This is a genomic window from Escherichia sp. E2586, assembly GCF_005781105.1.
GTDB lineage: Bacteria > Pseudomonadota > Gammaproteobacteria > Enterobacterales > Enterobacteriaceae > Escherichia.
The window spans coordinates 162,319-180,163 of record NZ_VATN01000022.1 but is presented as its reverse complement, the minus strand read 5'-3'; the positions used below and the strand labels follow the sequence as shown (position 1 = coordinate 180,163).

At 50.1% G+C, this 17,845-nt stretch carries 20 protein-coding genes and 1 pseudogene; all 21 read right to left on the bottom strand.

What is annotated here, in order from left to right:
* Nucleotides 1–5: 5 nt before the first annotated feature.
* The 21 genes and pseudogenes from FEK50_RS20200 to FEK50_RS20090 all read right to left on the bottom strand — a co-directional run bounded on the left by FEK50_RS20200 (nucleotide 6) and on the right by FEK50_RS20090 (nucleotide 17,787).
* Nucleotides 6–389 carry a hypothetical protein gene (locus FEK50_RS20200; RefSeq protein WP_135524458.1) on the bottom strand — a complete coding sequence of 128 codons (384 nt, stop codon included), beginning with the start codon at nucleotides 387–389 and terminating at the stop codon, nucleotides 6–8.
* Nucleotides 390–947: 558 nt separating this feature from the next.
* Nucleotides 948–1,487 carry a fimbrial protein gene (locus FEK50_RS20190; protein WP_135524457.1) on the bottom strand — a complete coding sequence of 180 codons (540 nt, stop codon included), beginning with the start codon at nucleotides 1,485–1,487 and terminating at the stop codon, nucleotides 948–950.
* Nucleotides 1,484–2,755, bottom strand: coding sequence for an FKBP-type peptidyl-prolyl cis-trans isomerase N-terminal domain-containing protein (locus FEK50_RS20185; protein WP_167852369.1), 1,272 nt, complete (start codon nucleotides 2,753–2,755; stop codon nucleotides 1,484–1,486). Before FEK50_RS20185 ends, FEK50_RS20190 begins: the two co-directional genes overlap by 4 nt.
* Nucleotides 2,756–2,839: 84 nt before the next feature.
* Nucleotides 2,840–3,364 (bottom strand): fimbrial protein, encoded by a 525-nt coding sequence (locus tag FEK50_RS20180; protein ID WP_167852368.1) that lies wholly within the window; start codon nucleotides 3,362–3,364, stop codon nucleotides 2,840–2,842.
* 18 nt (nucleotides 3,365–3,382) lie between these two features.
* Entirely contained in the window at nucleotides 3,383–3,934 is a 552-nt protein-coding gene (locus FEK50_RS20175; protein ID WP_135524455.1) for a fimbrial protein, read from the bottom strand.
* A gap of 11 nt (nucleotides 3,935–3,945) precedes the next feature.
* On the bottom strand, nucleotides 3,946–4,533 hold the full coding sequence (locus FEK50_RS20170) for a pilus-assembly fibrillin subunit (RefSeq protein WP_135524454.1): 588 nt from the start codon (nucleotides 4,531–4,533) through the stop codon (nucleotides 3,946–3,948).
* A 35-nt stretch (nucleotides 4,534–4,568) separates the two neighbouring features.
* Nucleotides 4,569–5,300: a molecular chaperone gene (locus tag FEK50_RS20165; protein ID WP_135524478.1), complete on the bottom strand. Its 732-nt coding sequence runs from the start codon at nucleotides 5,298–5,300 to the stop codon at nucleotides 4,569–4,571.
* A gap of 128 nt (nucleotides 5,301–5,428) precedes the next feature.
* Entirely contained in the window at nucleotides 5,429–7,936 is a 2,508-nt protein-coding gene (locus FEK50_RS20160) for a fimbria/pilus outer membrane usher protein (RefSeq protein WP_135524453.1), read from the bottom strand.
* A 156-nt stretch (nucleotides 7,937–8,092) separates the two neighbouring features.
* Nucleotides 8,093–8,680: a fimbrial protein gene (locus FEK50_RS20155; protein WP_135524452.1), complete on the bottom strand. Its 588-nt coding sequence runs from the start codon at nucleotides 8,678–8,680 to the stop codon at nucleotides 8,093–8,095.
* Nucleotides 8,681–8,761: 81 nt separating this feature from the next.
* Nucleotides 8,762–9,274 carry a fimbrial protein gene (locus FEK50_RS20150; RefSeq protein WP_135524477.1) on the bottom strand — a complete coding sequence of 171 codons (513 nt, stop codon included), beginning with the start codon at nucleotides 9,272–9,274 and terminating at the stop codon, nucleotides 8,762–8,764.
* Between the two features lie 163 nt (nucleotides 9,275–9,437).
* A complete protein-coding gene (locus FEK50_RS20145) occupies nucleotides 9,438–9,752 on the bottom strand; it encodes an adhesin biosynthesis transcription regulatory family protein (protein WP_033555783.1) in 315 nt (104 codons plus the stop codon).
* An 808-nt stretch (nucleotides 9,753–10,560) separates the two neighbouring features.
* Nucleotides 10,561–11,247 carry an N-6 DNA methylase gene (locus FEK50_RS20140; protein WP_135524451.1) on the bottom strand — a complete coding sequence of 229 codons (687 nt, stop codon included), beginning with the start codon at nucleotides 11,245–11,247 and terminating at the stop codon, nucleotides 10,561–10,563.
* Between the two features lie 120 nt (nucleotides 11,248–11,367).
* Nucleotides 11,368–12,315, bottom strand: a complete 948-nt coding sequence (locus tag FEK50_RS20135; protein ID WP_135524450.1) for a DUF1281 domain-containing protein — start codon at nucleotides 12,313–12,315, stop codon at nucleotides 11,368–11,370.
* Between the two features lie 129 nt (nucleotides 12,316–12,444).
* The gene (locus tag FEK50_RS20130) at nucleotides 12,445–12,918 is read right to left on the bottom strand and encodes an antirestriction protein (RefSeq protein ID WP_167852367.1); all 474 of its coding nucleotides are present in this window, start codon (nucleotides 12,916–12,918) and stop codon (nucleotides 12,445–12,447) included.
* 14 nt (nucleotides 12,919–12,932) lie between these two features.
* Nucleotides 12,933–13,316 (bottom strand): hypothetical protein, encoded by a 384-nt coding sequence (locus FEK50_RS20125; protein ID WP_135524448.1) that lies wholly within the window; start codon nucleotides 13,314–13,316, stop codon nucleotides 12,933–12,935.
* Nucleotides 13,317–13,438: 122 nt separating this feature from the next.
* On the bottom strand, nucleotides 13,439–14,068 hold the full coding sequence (locus FEK50_RS20120) for a hypothetical protein (protein ID WP_138211675.1): 630 nt from the start codon (nucleotides 14,066–14,068) through the stop codon (nucleotides 13,439–13,441).
* A gap of 87 nt (nucleotides 14,069–14,155) precedes the next feature.
* Entirely contained in the window at nucleotides 14,156–14,533 is a 378-nt protein-coding gene (locus FEK50_RS20115; protein ID WP_131161940.1) for a hypothetical protein, read from the bottom strand.
* A 105-nt stretch (nucleotides 14,534–14,638) separates the two neighbouring features.
* Entirely contained in the window at nucleotides 14,639–15,097 is a 459-nt protein-coding gene (locus FEK50_RS20110; RefSeq protein ID WP_135524447.1) for a hypothetical protein, read from the bottom strand.
* A gap of 104 nt (nucleotides 15,098–15,201) precedes the next feature.
* Nucleotides 15,202–15,576, bottom strand: coding sequence for a hypothetical protein (locus FEK50_RS20105; RefSeq protein ID WP_000102861.1), 375 nt, complete (start codon nucleotides 15,574–15,576; stop codon nucleotides 15,202–15,204).
* Between the two features lie 105 nt (nucleotides 15,577–15,681).
* Nucleotides 15,682–16,099, bottom strand: a pseudogene (locus tag FEK50_RS24795) (hypothetical protein).
* 785 nt (nucleotides 16,100–16,884) lie between these two features.
* Nucleotides 16,885–17,787, bottom strand: coding sequence for an integrase domain-containing protein (locus tag FEK50_RS20090; RefSeq protein ID WP_138211674.1), 903 nt, complete (start codon nucleotides 17,785–17,787; stop codon nucleotides 16,885–16,887).
* Nucleotides 17,788–17,845 lie beyond the last annotated feature (58 nt).

The following is a 17,845-nucleotide window of genomic DNA, read 5'->3' as shown; positions in this document are numbered from 1 at the left end:
TGGCATCACTTAGTCAGTCCCAACAATACTTCACTTGCTATATCGGCACAAAGCTTATCTGATCTAAACCGGTACAATGCATCCACTGCACTCTGGGTATAATTTCCGACATCACTTCTTACGCCGTTATAAAGCGATGCCCCTGAAACCAGCTTGTCAAATTCCGCTTTACGTTTGTTATATACCGCCGAATCTATTTTCTTCAGCGCCTCTAGTTCACGCCGACAGCGTTCCATCTTTTCAACATCATCCAAACGATCTCCTGAACTACTAGCTGATTTTATTTCTGTCGTCTGCTGTAAAGGTTTGATACCAGGTTTGCTTTCGCATCCACCAAGTAACATGCCGGTAAGCAGAACCAGGAACGCCGGTTTAATGTATTTTTTCATTTTGAATATTATCCGTATCATCACACACGTAGTAAGGAAGTAAATCCATAATAATTCGACTACAATGCCTTAACTGGTTAAGTTAATGAGAAAAATATCCCGGACTGATACCATAGATACAAAATACTCCCTTCCGATTTTTCCGTTAACAAGAAAACCCTTTAAGCGCAGCATGAACTGAATCAGGATTTAGCGCACTGCGTCGCATATATTCCTCTACCTTATGGCTGTATTTAACTGTTACAGGCAAATAATTCTCATTGCGACTGACACCCTAAAGATTCCGGGATTCAGAGTCCTGTACTTCCATGTTTACAAGACACAGCACTGAATGCAAACTGACAATTTACCTTTTATAACTTCATATCCATATCACATCTGTGCCCCCCCGAACAGCTATTAAGAAAAATATTAACAACAAAACTATCATTGTCACTTTTATTTTTAACTCACCACACACTTCAAAATAGAGCTTTAAATATGTTTCGTCACATATTCTGCATCAATACTCATTATGTTATGGCACATTCTTCCACCTCCGACAAAACCAAATTTTTATTAAAAATAACTGATACTCATATTAGCTGAAGCAGTGAATACCCCAGCTGTCAACTCTTTATTCCCCTCTTTAAAAGGAATGGCTGTAAACGTAAATGTTCCGCTATCTTTTCCGGAAAGACCACTCTGTATCGGATAACCGATCGAATCCTGTCCGTTATGCTTTCCGTCTCCCAGAACAAGTTTTGTTGCAGTTCCGTCCCCCTGGTAGAGAGCAATACCAAAATTATCAACATCCGTTTTCAGAACATTTGTATTGCTGCCCAGCTGGGTCCCCGTCACCTTCACATAAGCTGTCCCCTGGGAATAGCTGCACCTGAACGGAACATCCACCTTACGGCGGTTTCGTTCATTAGCTACATCCGTTACGGAGACATCCTTAAAATCCACCACAATCTCTCTTCCCTCATTCACCTCGCAGGGCGGAATTTGTATTGTCCCGGTAATTTTAATCGGCACATCCACCGCCAGTGCCTGAGCGGATGTCAGCAACAGGCCGGCAGCCATCAGTCCCGCGAGTCTGCATCTTTTCAGCATCATGATTTTTTCGCTCCTTTTGTTTTCTCTGACGCAACCGTATTTCTGTCTTTCTGTTTATCCGGTGAAGTATTCTCTGCCTTCACATCTTCAACCCGGATGGTGTACACCATCGTCGCTCCCGGCGGCACTTTGGGTGGGTATCCCTCATCCCCGTAAGCCAGTTCCGGCGGCGCTGCCACCGTCACCGAGCCGTGATTCTTCAGTAATAACAGTGCCGACCGGAACACAGGAGGATATTCACCCAGCGGCTGGGATATCACCGTTCCCCGCGCATCCATATCCTCGATGACTGTACCGTCCGTCAGCTTTTCCACCACAACCACATCAACAACTGTATCGTCACTGCTAATCAGTTCACCATCGCCGATATGCTCAATCCGGTACCAGAATCCGCTACTGTCTTTCTGTACACCTTTCTGCTTTTTGAACGTTTCCAGCCACGTGGCCCCGGCTTTCTTCCACCTGGCCGCAGTCTCAAGGCGGGCCTTACGAATACTCTGCTCGGCCTCTGACAGAGCCGCCTGCAGAACATTTTCATTCAGCAGTTCCTGACGGTTCAGGGCATCCCGTACACCGGCCAGGAGAACACGGTTATCAGTCTTAATACCTGACAACGCATTTGCCGCCTGCAGGGACAAAATATCCCTGCCCATCATCACCCCTGCGGCATATGTCTGCTGTTTCTCAGGCGTGCCCAGTTGCGCTGTATCCACCACAGGCATCTGTGCCATCTTCACCTTAAGTTCATCCAGTGAAGACTTCAGTCCTTCATTCTCCTTTTCCGATGCAGCCAGTTTTACCTGCGTTTCGACCAGTTTCTGCTCCTCTCCGGCCTTCTCTTTCTCCGTTTGCTCCCGCTCTGCCAGTTGCTGTTTCAGTGCAACAACTTCCTGAGCAAGCTGATTTCTGGCGTTCTCAGCCTTTTCCGTCAGCTCTCCCAGTGTCTTCCTGTGGGCTGCATCCTGCTCCTGAAGCCGTTTTTTCAGGCCTGAAACCTCCCTGCTGTCATCCACCGCTGAAGCCTGTTTCAGTTGCTCACGAAGCTGACGGTTCTCCTTCCTGAGCTGCCGCAATTCCGTTTCGCTACGGGCAAGACGACGTTTCAGGTCTGTTCCGGCGACACTAACTCTGTCCGGAGAACTTTCTGCCTTTTCATTTACACTCTGCGTTTCCCCCTGTTGCTTCTGCGCATAACGCAGAATACCGGGAAGCCCCTCGTCCTCTGCTGCCCGGGCCGTTCCGGTCAGAGAAAATAACAGACTGCTCATGCAACTCAGTAAAAAACAGGAAACAAAAACAATCCGTTTTAAAGAAATATTTATGGACAACATAAAATCAGCCCGGGCTGTTGATTATTCGTAACGCATTTCTAATGTTGCGCCGGCAGTGAATGGACCGGGTTTCAAATCTTCCATTTTTTTGTAATATCCCAGTGACGCATACATGGTCAGAGTTTTATCCGTACCATTTCCGCTAATACTATCAGCCGGAATATTTTGTTCAGTATTATAAGAAATCCAGCTACCAGCAGTTTTTGTACGTAAGTAAATCAGCAGACCTTCATCATATTTTGAAGTCTGCAGCCCTTTTTCTCCTGCTGTTGTATGAGCAGCACCGGAGAGTTTCATTTTAGGGGTGCCAAGGGCATACGGACATTTTACGGAGATGCTCAGTTCTTTTTCATGTGAAGGAGTATTAGGATTACCCAGAGTCTGGATTTCCACGCCCCCCCAGTCCGTTTCCACAGGATCACCATTATTAATCGTACAATTTGGAATAACCAGATTTCCTCTGAACTGCAGATTATCCGCCGCCTGCGCAGAGGCTGCCGAAAATAATGCTGCCAGTAACATAACTCCCGTCATCTTCTTTTTCATACAAGAACTCCCGCTTTTTTATTTATATAAAAGTTCAAAAGTTGCCGTGGAACTATAGTCCCCCGGCTGAACGGCCTTGTTTGTAATGGCTTCGGATGTGGCCTGAACAAATGCTTTAAAATCCAGCGTCACACTGTCCTTTTCCACCTTATTGCCCTGTCCGCCGTTATGTACCTGATTCAGTTTCAGAAGGCTGCTGCCATCAGTATCAATAATACCTATTCCCAGTTTCCCGCTGTTCACCCCACTGACCTGCAGATATCCGGGCAGTTCGGGCTCCTCTGAGCCTTTGAATGTCAGCTGCACCACCTTCCCCATTGTGGAGGTATGGCAGTTAACCAGCTTTATCTGAAATTTCTCTTCATAACTTTTGCCGGGCCAGACGTGATAAAGCGGAGTGGCCGTCTCTCTGAATGTCACATCCTGTGCAGTTGAAGACGGGGCAATCTGGCAGGGTCTGTCCAGCAGATTGCCCTTAAATCCCAGTTCCGAGGCATAGCCGGATACAGGCAGAAACACCACCGATAACAGGACGCTGAATAATGCTCCGTGCATACTGTATTTATTCACCGTTCTTCTCCTTATTCATAATCCAGCCGCAGACGCAACAGGGCCGTGTTGTCCCGCGGGTTCATGTACGGTTTCCCCTGCGCACGGTCTGTCGCCTGCTGACCCGCCAGTGCCTGCTGCTGAGCCTCACTCAGCCAGTAAGTGAACTGGTTTGCACCACCGTACACAACCGCACGTCCCGTGCTGACCATCCGCTGTTCTGGCTGCAGCACACCATCCTCCACTCCCGTCAACAGGGCACTCTGCATCACCATCATGCTGTCACGCCCTGCCACCGAAGTGGCAGAGGTCACCGCACCACCGTCACCACACCCCAGCAGATTCAGCTTCAGCACATAACGCGTCATGATGCCTTCCGTACTTTTTTGCAGCGGCAGCTCCACTTCATTCGTCTCCAGCGTGCACGGGGATGACAGCAGCGCACCACTGACTGTCAGCATCCCGGTACGGCCATTGTGCTCATTCACCCACTGGTGACGGGTCTCATCTGCCACAAAAAAGTTATCCCGCATGAGCAGCTCATCTGCCCGCAGCACACTGTTCATGCTGCAGCTCACCAGCAGCGCAGCCAGACAGAGTCCTGTTGTTGTCCTGTTCATCTCCGGCACCTCCGGTTAATCCTGTCACTGCGCGCTTATTTCTTCACCGCCGTACAACGGTCTCCGCTGCAGCTGAACTGCAGAACCGGACGTCCGCCGTAGTCGTTGATGTAGCTCAGGTACGGCGTGCTGTATGTTCCGGATTTCACCGTCTGCGTGGACTTCGGTGCCAGCATCACGGCCTCAAACTCGCCTTCCTTCGCCTGTTTTTCACTGCCGCCAAGGCCAATCACCGTCACGTAATACGGCGTCGGGTTTTCAATCCGGTAGCCTCCGCTGGTTTTGTTCAGCACCAGCTGGTCCTGCCAGACTGCATTGGGTTTCGCCTCAATGGCTTTCGGGCGGTAAAACAGCTTGATTTTGGTCTGCAGGGCTATCTGCAGCACATTCGCCTTATCACTCTTCGGAGGAATTTCACGAAGGTTGAAGTAGAACAGGGATTCCCGGTCCTGTGGCAGTTTGCTGATATCCGGGGTGCTGGCCAGACGAACCATACTTTTGGCTCCCGGCTCAAGACGCTGCACCGGCGGAGTGACCACAATCGGTCCGGTGGTGATTTTTTCCTGCTTCTCATTCTCTATCCAGGCCTGCGCCAGGTACGGAAGCTGTTTGTTGTCATTGACCACATTCAGCGTCATCGATTTCTCACCACCGTTAAAAATCGCACGCGTACGGTCCAGGGAGATAGCAGCCTGGGCTGCCGGTACTGCGCTCAGGCACGCTACCGCCATCAGCGTTTTTTTCAGCGCCGGTTTCATTTTCAGCATCTTTTCTTCTCTCAGTTCTGGCTCCGGTGTCGCCTGTGGTGCAACACCGTCCACTTATCGATTTATGCCTGTACGGGGTTACTGACTGCCGGCCAGTGAAGATGACCGGCAGTCAGCCCCTCGTTCCGTCAGTTCGCCTTACGGCAGGGCAGCAGCAGTTGCTGTGCCGGGTCCAGTTTTGCCGGGATATCCACCACACACTGTGTCCGGCCGTCCCAGCCGACATTCAGGGTTTCACCCGGATTCACCCCGCTCAGCCAGGCCAGACCGCTGTCTGCCACCATCCCCAGCTCACGGCCTTTCGCGTTAGTCACGCTGGCACCAAACGGCGGATGGCTGTTGTCTGCCAGACGCAGCACGGCAAACAGACGACTTCCTTTCAGGACTTCAAACTCCCTGTAACCAATGGCCCCTTCCGTCAGGACCGATTCCACCACCGAGCGGGTGGCTTCCATGTCTTCCGGCAGCTTGTTCAGGTCCACTGAGGTGGTGTTGCGGTAATAGCTGCTCACATCCGTCACCACACCAATGCCCCACCGGTTGGTGGAGACCCGGCCGCCGTCGACAGGCACGCCTCCGACACCATCGGTGTCCACCAACAGCCGGGTTCCTCCGTTCATGCCCCCTGCATGCAGGGCCGCGCCTTTCGCGGTAATCGTTGCACCACCGGATGCGCTCATACCGAATGACGTGTAACCGTTCTCCACGGCAGAGAAGTTCGCTGACAGGTTGGCCAGCGGACTGCTGTGGTTGTAGTACGCGCTCATCTGACTCTGCGATGGCTGACCACCGCCACTGCTCACACCGGCGTTCAGGCTGTAACTGCTCAGCCCTTTGTTCAGCGTGTCGCTGTACCCCACGGTGTTGGTGTAACGGTCATTGCTCATGCTGCCGCTGTAGCTGGCCGTACCGGTTCCCCACGGCACGGACAGACGTACAAATGCCGAATCGTTATCCCGGTTCTGGTATTTCGAACGGGATGCGGACAGCCCCAGGGAAACGTTCTTAAACCCGAAGGCATCGAAGTAACGGTTCACCGACAGCGTGTAATAGTCAGATGTCCGGCGGTCCCAGTAGGTCTGATGGCTGTACTGCAGGTTGACCGAGGTCTTCCAGTCCTCGAAGTTCTTGTTGAGCGTGACGGTGTACAGCTCCTTCTCACGTCCCGTGAAGTCATTCCGGTAACGGGCATTGAGGTACTGGTCCATCGTCATGTAATTGCGTTCAGAGAAGCGGTAACCCGCAAAGGTGATATCCGCATTCACGTCATCAAAACGTTTGGAGTAGCTCAGACGCCAGGATTTACCCTGCTTTGTATCTTCTCCCGGAATGCGGGCCACGGACTGGGTCACGTCAGCAGATACCGTACCGAACTCATTCAGGTCACGACCCAGACCCACTGCCAGGGCGTTGTAATCCCCGGCAACGATACCGCCACCGTAAAGTGACCACTTGTTACTGATACCCCAGGATGCCTCACCGGCAGCAAAGACCGGCCCTTCCGTGGTGTGCTCGTAGTTACGCGAACGACCGGAAACCAGCTTGTAACGAATCTGGCCCGGACGGGTCAGATACGGCACATATGCCGTGTCCACCTGGAACGTTTTTTTCCGCCCGTCCTGCTCGATAACCTCAACATCCAGTCGACCACGCACGGAGCTGTCCAGGTCCTGAATGGTGAACGGACCTGCCGGCACGGTGGAGTCATAGAGGATGCGTCCCTGCTGCGAAATCACGACGCGCGCATTCGTATCCGCAATCCCTGAGACCTGCGGTGCATAACCGCGCAGTTTTGGCGGCAGCATGCGGTCATCACTTTCCAGACTGGCACCGGTATAGCGCCAGGAGCTGAAAATCTCAGAATTGATGTAGTTCTCACCCAGTGTGAGATTTGCGCGCCAGCGCGGGATGGCGCGGTACATGTAGAAACGGCTCCAGGTGAACTGACTGTCCGTCCCCTGCGCACTGCCGGTGGTGTGATTCAGGTTGCCCTGATAGTCCGCACGCAGACGCCAGGCACCGAAGTTGGCACCCGCAGTCCCGTTATAGCTCAGTGACTGTGACTGCTTTCCCTTGTGCGGCTTGTTCACCGTCCCGTTGATGTTGTAGTCAAACAACAGCCCCGGAATACCGTTATCCCAGCGGGACGGCGGCAGCCAGGAGGCGTCGGAATACTCCAGCCAGGCCTGCGGCATATTGATGTACAGCATCCCTTCAGCCGGATTCGGGCGTATCTCCACCCCCGGCAGCTGACTGAGGTCCGCACACTGCCCGTTATTCCAGTATGTGACCTTCTCCTGAGAAGCCGCCGTCAGCCCCATCCGGCTGACCATCTCCGGCGTCAGACAGGCCTGCGGTAACGGCTTCTTTCCGTCCTGACCGGAAACCGGCGGCTCCAGAAACGTCACCGGAAATGCCGACGGTGATATCCCCTGGTCATTCACCATAATTTCCATCTGGTACTGCCCGGGCATGATATATCCCGCCTGGGAGAACCGGGAAAAATCAATATTCTGTCTGTCTGCTGCATCCAGAACATCTGTATTAAAGTCGACGGCATAAGCCGGTGCGCCTGCCAGGGAAAGCATCAGCGCATATGTAATGCCGTTAACAGCAAAAGAGGTATTATTTTTCATTATCAGCCACCACCTTTAATACAGACTGCTCCCGGAAATAAAGACAAAGTGTCCCCCTCCTGCATGCAGGATTTAATTTCAGTTCCTCTGTCGGAATAGTTAATTAAATACCGGGAAGCTTCCGTCTGTTACCGGTTGTTATTTCTGTTCACCCTGTTATTCGTAATCCACCTTAAAACGTAATGCGGCATAATAATCTCCCGCCTTTAACGGCTGACCATTACGGACAACCCGCAGGGTATAATCCAGCCCCTCTTCATTTCCGTTCAGCAATAACGGCGGCATCACTTTACCGACACGAGCCGGATAGCCCAAGTTATCCAGTATCTGCAGATTGATACCTTCTGCCTGACCGGTCAGCGAGAATTTGTCAGGCGTTTCGCCCTGCAGACCATCAAAGGTCACCCGGACACGGCTCGCCGTATAAACCCGCTTGCCCGTTCCTGCCAGCTCACAGTTACGCAACCGCAGACGGAATTTCTTTTCAGGACCGGCGAAACTGTCCTGTAAATCACGAACCGGGGTCTCCCCCATATCAATCGCCTGCCAGGTGTCTTCCATGGCCAGCGTGCAGGCCGGAGCAATCACCTGCCCCTTAAAACTCGCCCGGCCATGCCACCAGACATGCTCCTCTCCCCAGTACTCCGGCAGGGTCATCCCCGACGGCGGAAAGGAGGGCGATGGCGCAGCCTGAGCCGCTGCACACAGGAAAAATGTTACCGAAAGGATCACGCGCCAGAACATGCAGTATTCCTTATTCTTTACCGGTAATCGCAGGGGCTGACGCCCCTGCTTATCTGACGGTTAAAAACCGGAGAGGGGTGATTAGTTGTAAGTCAGATTGAAGTTAGCAACAGCGGTGAAGTCACCTTCTTTCACAGACTCAGCACCACTGGCTTTTTTCACCCAAGAGCTGTAATGCAGCATGTTATCTCCTTCTTTCAGGCTCTGGGCAGCACCTTCAGTACCGAAAGAAATCAGCTTGCCATCCTGACCAGAAATCACTACAGCAGTACCGGTATCGCCGGCAGTACCCAGTTCAGTTGCAGCCCCGGAAATAGTCGCACCAGTAAATGTAACTGCTACATTTTTACCCGGCTCGCAGTTAACCAGCTTGATGTTCAGATCTTTCTTCACAGAAATACCATCGGCATTCAGATGAGATTTAGAGATCTGACCAAAGTCGATAGACTGATCCGCAGATTCCGGCGCAATACCACACGGAGCATCAATTACAGTACCTTTGAAGTTAACAACGCCCTGTCCCTGATTTGCAGCATTAGCACCAAAAGAAACCAGAGCCATTGCAACTGCGCCAGCCATAACAGTTTTAATCATTTTCATTAAAAAATTCCTTTGTTTTATTAAAGATGATAAACAAACCAACACATATATATGCGCTGGTGTCAGAACACCTAAATAAGATGCTCTGATACCAACAAATATCAGTTATTTGTTTTTATTCACCGAGTGTTTTGGCTATTTTCAAAATAGTGAATTATTATCCTGCATCACTAAATTTATCCAACATATATTTTTTTGGTTGCGAATAATAAGGTGTAAGCTGGACAACCGTTAAGTGAACACGTTGAAACCGTCCTAATGCCCCAGAAAAATATCCTGGCGAAACATTGTGCCGTTCACAAACCTCTTTTCGTGAATAGCCCATAACGAGAAAATCCTTAAGAGCAAGAATAATTTTCTCACTATGGATAGGCGATATTTCAACCAATAACCAAAACTGAAACTCTGGCATTTCTCCTGGCATCAGAGACTCACCCTGGGTCTTGGTAAGAAATAAACAGTTATCTCTCATCACTGTATTTCCAAAAACTATTGATAACTCTAAACTCAGAACCTCTTACCTCCTCACACCTAGCACTAACCATATATCCGTATAAATCGAAGATTCTGGCAACATTCTGTTGCAAAAGAAATCTAACACAGAGTCTTCCATTGAAAAACACAATTTTTACGATCTTTTATGCTAAACAAAACAAGATATGCAATTTTAAATAAAAAAAATGAGAACGATCACAGCACAAAACACCAAGCAACCACGAAAAACCAACATAAAAGATCGAATAAGCGCAAAAAACACAAAACTCACACCGCAACAATGCGGGATTTTTTTTGCATTAAATTAGACATCCATCAAAAAACAATTCTCACAAAAATCAAAAAAAAACAAAACTTAATTATCGTGCAAATATTCACTAACATTACATCCATCAAACATCATCAAACTTTAAAAAAACGCCAAAACAGACCAATAGTTATAATCACGCGAATTATTATAATACCGCAATAAATATACTCATCCCTCCCCAAGATCCCGCCCCGGGAATAAGAAAATTCTTACCCTCCCTAGCTAATGCCACTTTATTGAGCACTCAGTGACTTATCGTCCCGCATGAATTCATGAGCAGTAAACATTCTCAAATAAGCGATATTCTTAAAACTGCCTTTAGACTGCTCACTGGAGAACAGATGATTGACATTGAAGTACCCCCCTCCCGGAAGGTGAACTGACTATTCTGAGTTTCAATTAAAGAGCTGCAGATGGCTTAGAAATAACAACAAAAGCCAGCCCGAAGGCTGGCGCAGTAAAAAAGCATGCAACATCAGGCTGCTGCCTGCTCCCGGATATGATGCAGGCGATATGACCAGTTCCCGAGGTAATGCCCGGGCGTCAGCAGCACCCGGCGCCGCTCATTACACAATGAGTTGCCAATCACTACTTCTCCTGCCACACCACACAGCGACAGTTGTATATACGCCATACCAGCTGCCAGAGGGTCAATGTCCGTTGCTGACACCCACATCCTGCGGTATGCCGGATACCCCGAACGGTTCAGGGTGTCAGCCATAGCCAGAATCATACTGCCGGCACCACAGGCAGGTTCACTGAGCGTGATAAAGGGTTTGTTCTCAAACAACGCTTTCACATTCCCCAGCTGCATCTGTGCCATCATGCTGGCCACACTCCATGGCGTGAAAAACTGGCTCCGGTATTTATCCCCCAGCTCCAGTTGCATGAACACGCTGCCCAGAAAGTCACAGAAACCCTGCTCCAGCCCCTCAATGACATGGGCAAGCAAATGCGCAATGTTGATAACATCCTGCTTTTCATAACCACTGACGATTCGCAGGAACTTCTGCTCCCGTGCCTCACTGAACTGAAGCCGGTTCTCCAGGGCAATCACACTGCAGCTGACAAAGTCCTCAAACACCTTATGGCGTTTGTGATAACGGGCCGTCTGATTAAACAGCGAAATGAAGGCTTTCTGATGGTCGATAAAGGTGGTCATGTGCTTCTCCGTAAAAACAGGGAACACATGGCCCCGGGGAGGAACAGGTGTTCCCCTTCGGGCTGAAATGAAAGATGACAGGAAAAAACGGGTGCCACGAATGTGGCACCCTGAGGTTAATTACTGGCCTGAAACCAGCGGAACCGGTAAAGGCGCGGCTTCTGTCTGTTCTTCAGCGCGCTCCTCCACCAGATACAGCCGGGGCTGAGGAAGTGTTTCCCTGCCCGGCCATTCGGCCTGCGGGTCACTGTCCGTATGTTCACCACCGTCATAACAGTTGTAACCCTGTATGCCTCTGACAGGCTCGCTGTACCAGTGCCGTATCTCACAGTCGAACACCTTCGAGATTTCACCAACCAGCTCACCTGAAGGCGGATACCAGGGCGTGTCTGTCAGCAGCACCAGACTGCTCATCTCATCACGCACCCAGCGGACATTGTGACCTGATGGCCACTCCACACCGTATATCCGGCAGTAAAGGCTGGTCGTGGTGGAAATGCCCTGCAGCAGTCCACCTGAACCGTTCAGCTCTGTGGCCAGACGGGAGGGTATGACCATCAGCATATCACAGGGCTGCGCCTGCTCCGGGTAGTCCGACAAACGGCTCCAGCAGGCTCCGGCATCAATATGTTCGCTCAGTCCGACCAGACCAAACCAGTCAGAATACTGACAACGCATTAACGCAGTGATTATCTCCCGGGCATTTTCCGGCAGATTCCCCCAGCGGACTGCGCCAATACATGACTGGTGATAAAGGCGGTCAATAGTCTTTATCGTCTCTTCATCCAGTACGGCGTCTTTTACCAGCAGCCCCAGCCACTGTTCAAATGCCTGGTTAGCCGGAGATGACAACCCCGTACCGTGACGAACCAGCGCCGGATATGGCGGATACTGCGTCGTCCGGGTGGGTTTCACCAGTCCGGCACAACCGGCCAGAAACAGCTGTATACTCTGCTGTATGGCATGGCGGTAACGCGGTGTCTCACATCCTTCAATCCACTGCGTCAGCACATCCAGGCAGACTGACTTACCGGTAATTTCAAAACGATTCTGGCACCATTCAGACATGGTTTATGCTCCTCTTTTATCTATCAGATGTAAAAAGAGGGCATTGTCCCGTGAGGAACAATGCCCTCACGGGATGAATGGCGGTCAGGTTACCCCCTCCGCCAGCGGTTCAGATTAAGCAACCAGTTATCAGGAATAACGACTGCAGAAGTTATACTCACTCAAAATTACACCCGTCACACCACGCTCCGGATGCGTTCCGGCAAATACCATCAGTTGTGAATGACGCGTCCTGCAGAACCGCATCATCTCATCGTTACCTTTCAGGCAATGCAAATGCATCCGCAGAGACAGAATCCCTGTGGTAAGAATTATACCGGCAGCATCTGCAGTGACAGTGTAATCAGTCCCACGGAGCCCCCGAATTGTAAGGAATATATCTTCCTCCGGAGGCAAAGGCACCATGTAGCCGCCACCATCAGGAAACGCCACAAAATGCCATGCTTCACAGGGGCAATCAGGCAACATTCTGTTAATCAGCATGTACCAGTACAGCTCCCCCATGTGAGCGTCATCACCAGACAGATATGCCAGAAACGCCTGGCGTCTTATAACGGTAACCTGCTCTGCTGATGGCATTTCTTTTACTGAGGCTGATTTCATACTGTCCTCCGGCATTACCACAACGCCAGCATCACCAGTGAACGACGCTCAAAATCAAACGTCTTCAGCGTATCGCTGACCCACGCTTTTATGTCATTCACGTCATACCAGTAGTCATCAGCATAGTCTTCACCCCGTAAACACGAGTTTCTGACATAAGGAAACAGGCTGTGGCAGTTTCCCGGCGTCAGCATACTGAGGTCACGCAATAATGCAGCCAGTGACCGGCGTGTTACAGGGAAAGTATGCTGCTCATCCGAAGCATCAGTATGGTTACGGAACCATGTCAGAAGCGGCATCACCTTACGGAAAGCCCCCACTTCCTGATGTTCCTGTGTTTCCACAACGGTACCATTCTGATGGTTATCACGAGCCAGAAAGTAAATATCGAGTCCCATAACAATTCTCCTGAATAACGCAGGGACTCTCCCCACAGGGATATGTCCCTGCCGGGGTATATGAATGACGGAATACGCGATGGCGTTATTCCGGGTAAATGAAAAGAAACAACGGTGTTCTGTCAGTGTCCACCGGCAAGTACACGCAGCCAGTAAAGCTGATGTTCAGCCTCTTCCAGTGCTGACCAGTCATCCGGGGATAACTGTCGCCCCTGACCGGACAGAAACTGCAGCAGTAAACGGTCAAACGCATCTCCCCTTACCGGGGTGGTTAATACAGACTCCGGAGCAGAAAAATTCTCATGTCCCAGAAATCGTTTTATCCATTTCAGTGGCAGTGACCAGCTGGCACCACCGGCAGTGGAATGAATACGGAAACAATCCGGACACAGATTGTGCAGCAGCACAAACACCGTACGGGCAAAGAAATCCCCTGGCTGGCGGCCAAAATTCAGCTCCTTAAGCACCAGAATGTTCTGACGATGCTCCCGTTCAATGGTGACATTCACCGACCACAGCCCGTCTGCAGACCGGCTGTAAAACGCCAGAATGTCCGTTACCGGAAACAACTCAGATGCCCGGGTCAGGGAGCCGAAATACGCATTCTGCGGCCGTAACGCCTCCGGCAACTGCCAGAAGGTTTCTGTTACGGCCAGAACAAAAGCATGCCACTGCTTTTCCGGTATTGTGGCTACCTGCTCAAGGGTATATACCACCGGCTCACGGGCCGGACGTGAAGATAGTTCAGACATGGAACATTCCTCATGGTCAGATTAAAAATAAACAACGGGGAATGCCTTCCTGACGGAGGGCACCCCCCGTCAGGGTCAGGTTATGAACTACATCATGTCGTGCCGGGCAAAACAGGCATCCGCTCCGGCCGTCAGCTTTCCGGTACTGATACTGTCAGTCCAGATTTCATGATTAATTTCACGCCCCGGCGCCATCAGACTGTCAAGCACCTGACGAGCCTGAACTCCCGGAGCAGGAATGTTCTCCTGCTCCAGGTCATACAGCAGCCAGCCCAGTGCCTCGCCGGTATCCCACAGATGCACGCAGACCAGTGAAGGCTCCGTCTCATCATCCAGCTCCGGGGTAATACCCAGCCGTTGCCAGGCACGTAACCGCATCAGCTCACCTTCCAGCTGGCTGATATGCGCCAGCAGAGCAGACTGCGTCTGCAGTGCTGAATAATGAACAAGTAAGGGTAAATACATAATGACCTCCGTCTGTTCCGGAAGCCCTGTCCCTGACGGAACAAAATTCCCGTCAGGGAAAACACCGGCGCAGACACACGGTGCAGTAAGTAAAAGAAAAACCGTTCAGTCTGCGTCGGAAAAGTCAACACAGACCTGCTTCAGGATGCCGGCTACACGTTGATTCAGACATTCAGTCCAGCCATCGTTCCATCCACGCTCCCATGGATTGCAGACATCGTTACAGCCGTTCTTCCATGTCTTCCATACATCCATCTCCATGACAGCCCCCAGCCTGTGGCCTTTCGCACGTATATGCCACAGAAACGGCCGGAAAAGTCCTGATTTCAGTTGGTCACCACCGCTTTTGTAGCCCAGATGACGTGCAATACTTTCAGAATATGCAAATGCATCATTCTGCATTCCAGCCGCCTTTGCCAGCGAGCTGTACGCATCACGAAGTATCGTCATACCTTCCAGTTGATACTCACACCACGCACGGACAGCCGACACTAGTGCGATTACCCGAAGAATGGTGCAGACACGCCATACAACAACGTAAAAGAGTATTAACAGACTATTCATGTGTTCACCTCAGAGACAAAAAATCACGGGAACACATCTCCCCTGCGGGAAGCGTGTTCCCGACAGGGTAATAAATGATAAATCAGCAAGACTGTACGACGCTTTCATCCATCAGCCTGCAGACCAAACCGGTAACGCAGGGTGGTCAGTTGTTCCGCCATACGGCAGGCAGCATGCCAGGTCCTGCGACGGGATATCCGCCCGGTAAACCGGTTCAGACAAATGACTTCACGCGGTAACGGCTGATACCAGCCTGTGTACTCGTTGCGGTGCATTCCCTGCCGGTAGTACAGACAGGGTGTCCAGACACCGCCACGACGGAACATACAGACCCGGACGCTCAGATTGCCGGCCGGATTGGTGTACCAGCGACTGTAATATGACAGGTTATTGCGGGAAAAAAACACCCGCAACTGAGCCGTCATTCGCCGGAAAAAAGAAGAGATGCCCGGTTCAGGGCACAAAATAAACGTTGACATAAAGACTCCTGCAGAAAGAAACGGGAGTCTTCACCCCGACGGACAAAAACACCCGTCAGGGGACAGAAACATCAATACGGGATTAATGCTTCAGCTCAGTAAAACTCATTCGAAATATTCATTTCTGTCAATATAGACACACTGAGTCCAGCCGTACTCCCATGGATTGTATCTGCACACACGTGCCTCCATCTCCATAAGAGCGCCCAGCACATGACCTTTCGCACATATATGCCACAGAAACAGCCGGAGAAATCCTGATTCCAGCTTTTCATCGCCGCTTTTGTAACCCAAATAATGTGCGAGGCTTTCAAGATAACCGCCCCCCCTTCGGAGGAAGAGGTGCTTCTCCTTCACGCATTTCTGCCGCCTTTGCAAGTGTGCGGTACGTATAACGAAGGATCGACATGCCCTCCAAGTGATACTCACACCACGCACGGGCCGCCGACTCTGGTGCGATTACCCGAAGAATGGTGTAGACACGCCATACAACAACGTAAAGGAGTATTAACAGACTATTCATGTGTTCACCTCAGATACAAAAAATTACGGGAACACATCCGCCCTGCGGGAAGCATGTTCCCGACAGGGTAATAAATGACAAAACAGCAGGGCTGCACGATGCTTTTATCGCCAGCACAGTCGAAGATAAAATGCCATGCGCTACTGCCATCAGACAGGGTACATAACCGCCATGCGGAACACCCCCGCACAAATTAAGTATAAAAAGCCCTCATCGTCGCGTCATAATACGCTTTTTGTGACGACATTCTGCTCTCAAGAGCGCGCAGATTTGCCCCATTCACGTGGAATGCACCGTCCTTTCAGGCTCAGGAGGTGTTGAATGCAGCCACCCGAAGGCGTTCCTCACAGACTGCCGGAACATTGGTGGTCACCCGAAGGTAACAAAGTTAGCCTGTATATTTTTAAGGCACAAAAGATGGATGTCAAGTTATTCAACATCGCCCCAAAGAGGAATATTATGTGTTCCCTTAACCGGTTCTCCTGGAGGAAAAACACAGGTACCTTTCATCAGTATTTTTCTTCCCGTCCGTCTGATATCACAGTTAAAATCTCCCACCACATCAAAATAATCCGCAATGGATTCACAGATATCCCATTCATCATAGATGTCCCATTTATCTGCTGATCCTTCACATTCAAACTCAGCCTGATATCAGGAATCAATATATCGCGCCAGGTAGCGTGATCACAAAGACAAATCTTTTGTAATCGCCATCACAGAAATTATTTTCATCAAAATAGTATAATTCGTAATATTTACCCGTACAAAATCGATATAAGTTATTACTCATAGCCTAATAACTGACAATAAACCTGTTCAATATATCGCCCTCTGCCATCGCCATGACCAAGATCAATTGATGTCAGTGCAAGTGCCTCCTTATAACTGTAACCATTCATAATATGATATTTCATGGCACTTGCGGCGTAACTGTACCGAAAACTGTGTGCGGTCTCATCTCCGCCTTTCAGTTCTCCATAACGTCGTAATGTATTAAGATAATAATCCATTGCCGACTTAAGATTATCTCTGTCTATCAGACGTTCATTATGCTCACTGGCATATTTGAGTGCGTAATTAACAGCATCAAGAACTTTATCCCGGTCAACAACCGTCGTCATTCTTTCCCGTCCCCCTTTCGTACCAAAAATCACTCTTATTTTTTCATCTCCCCGTTGTAACGCTTTTTTCCACGTCCGTAACGATTTGACCGACTGGACAGCCTCTTCATTTCTCAGACCGAGATAACGTGACAGTTTAACAACAGCGGCCACCCCTTTATCTTTTGCTTCCACGCGCTGAAGAATTTCCCGAAAACGCTCATCCTTAATTAATTTCTTTGTCCCTTTACGGCTTCCTCCTGAAATACCTAACGCCTTATTGCTGAGACGGGGATGTTCAGGATCTGCCATTTTATGTTTACCGGCCTGACGTAACATAACCCGTATTGCAGACATTTCATTTTCTCTGGTTCGCTTTGAAACATCACTCCTGCTGTTCATATATAATTCAATATGCCGCACTTTTACCTGCGCAGCAGAACTGATCTGTATATTCAGTTTAGCCAGTCTTTCCGCAAACCGGTGCATGATCCGGGAATAGTCACTCAGCTTCTTGAAACTCCCCCGGTCTTTCCGGATATGAGCAACCAAATCCTGTTTCAGTAATTTTTCACGTCTGGACACAGATACCTCCTCTTTGTCTTAAACAGCTGTACGTACAGCAGATGAATTTTTCTGTTGT

Excerpts from the sequence above, each read along its gene's own strand:
- FEK50_RS20200 (WP_135524458.1), bottom strand. The coding sequence starts at position 389 with ATGAAAAAATACATTAAACCGGCGTTCCTGGTTCTGCTTACCGGCATG.
- FEK50_RS20190 (WP_135524457.1), bottom strand. The coding sequence starts at position 1,487 with ATGATGCTGAAAAGATGCAGACTCGCGGGACTGATGGCTGCCGGCCTG.
- FEK50_RS20185 (WP_167852369.1), bottom strand. The coding sequence starts at position 2,755 with ATGAGCAGTCTGTTATTTTCTCTGACCGGAACGGCCCGGGCAGCAGAG.
- FEK50_RS20180 (WP_167852368.1), bottom strand. The coding sequence starts at position 3,364 with ATGAAAAAGAAGATGACGGGAGTTATGTTACTGGCAGCATTATTTTCG.
- FEK50_RS20170 (WP_135524454.1), bottom strand. The coding sequence starts at position 4,533 with ATGAACAGGACAACAACAGGACTCTGTCTGGCTGCGCTGCTGGTGAGC.
- FEK50_RS20165 (WP_135524478.1), bottom strand. The coding sequence starts at position 5,300 with ATGCTGAAAATGAAACCGGCGCTGAAAAAAACGCTGATGGCGGTAGCG.
- FEK50_RS20160 (WP_135524453.1), bottom strand. The coding sequence starts at position 7,936 with ATGAAAAATAATACCTCTTTTGCTGTTAACGGCATTACATATGCGCTG.
- FEK50_RS20155 (WP_135524452.1), bottom strand. The coding sequence starts at position 8,680 with ATGTTCTGGCGCGTGATCCTTTCGGTAACATTTTTCCTGTGTGCAGCG.
- FEK50_RS20150 (WP_135524477.1), bottom strand. The coding sequence starts at position 9,274 with ATGATTAAAACTGTTATGGCTGGCGCAGTTGCAATGGCTCTGGTTTCT.
- FEK50_RS20145 (WP_033555783.1), bottom strand. The coding sequence starts at position 9,752 with ATGAGAGATAACTGTTTATTTCTTACCAAGACCCAGGGTGAGTCTCTG.
- FEK50_RS20140 (WP_135524451.1), bottom strand. The coding sequence starts at position 11,247 with ATGACCACCTTTATCGACCATCAGAAAGCCTTCATTTCGCTGTTTAAT.
- FEK50_RS20135 (WP_135524450.1), bottom strand. The coding sequence starts at position 12,315 with ATGTCTGAATGGTGCCAGAATCGTTTTGAAATTACCGGTAAGTCAGTC.
- FEK50_RS20130 (WP_167852367.1), bottom strand. The coding sequence starts at position 12,918 with ATGAAATCAGCCTCAGTAAAAGAAATGCCATCAGCAGAGCAGGTTACC.
- FEK50_RS20125 (WP_135524448.1), bottom strand. The coding sequence starts at position 13,316 with ATGGGACTCGATATTTACTTTCTGGCTCGTGATAACCATCAGAATGGT.
- FEK50_RS20120 (WP_138211675.1), bottom strand. The coding sequence starts at position 14,068 with ATGTCTGAACTATCTTCACGTCCGGCCCGTGAGCCGGTGGTATATACC.
- FEK50_RS20115 (WP_131161940.1), bottom strand. The coding sequence starts at position 14,533 with ATGTATTTACCCTTACTTGTTCATTATTCAGCACTGCAGACGCAGTCT.
- FEK50_RS20110 (WP_135524447.1), bottom strand. The coding sequence starts at position 15,097 with ATGAATAGTCTGTTAATACTCTTTTACGTTGTTGTATGGCGTGTCTGC.
- FEK50_RS20105 (WP_000102861.1), bottom strand. The coding sequence starts at position 15,576 with ATGTCAACGTTTATTTTGTGCCCTGAACCGGGCATCTCTTCTTTTTTC.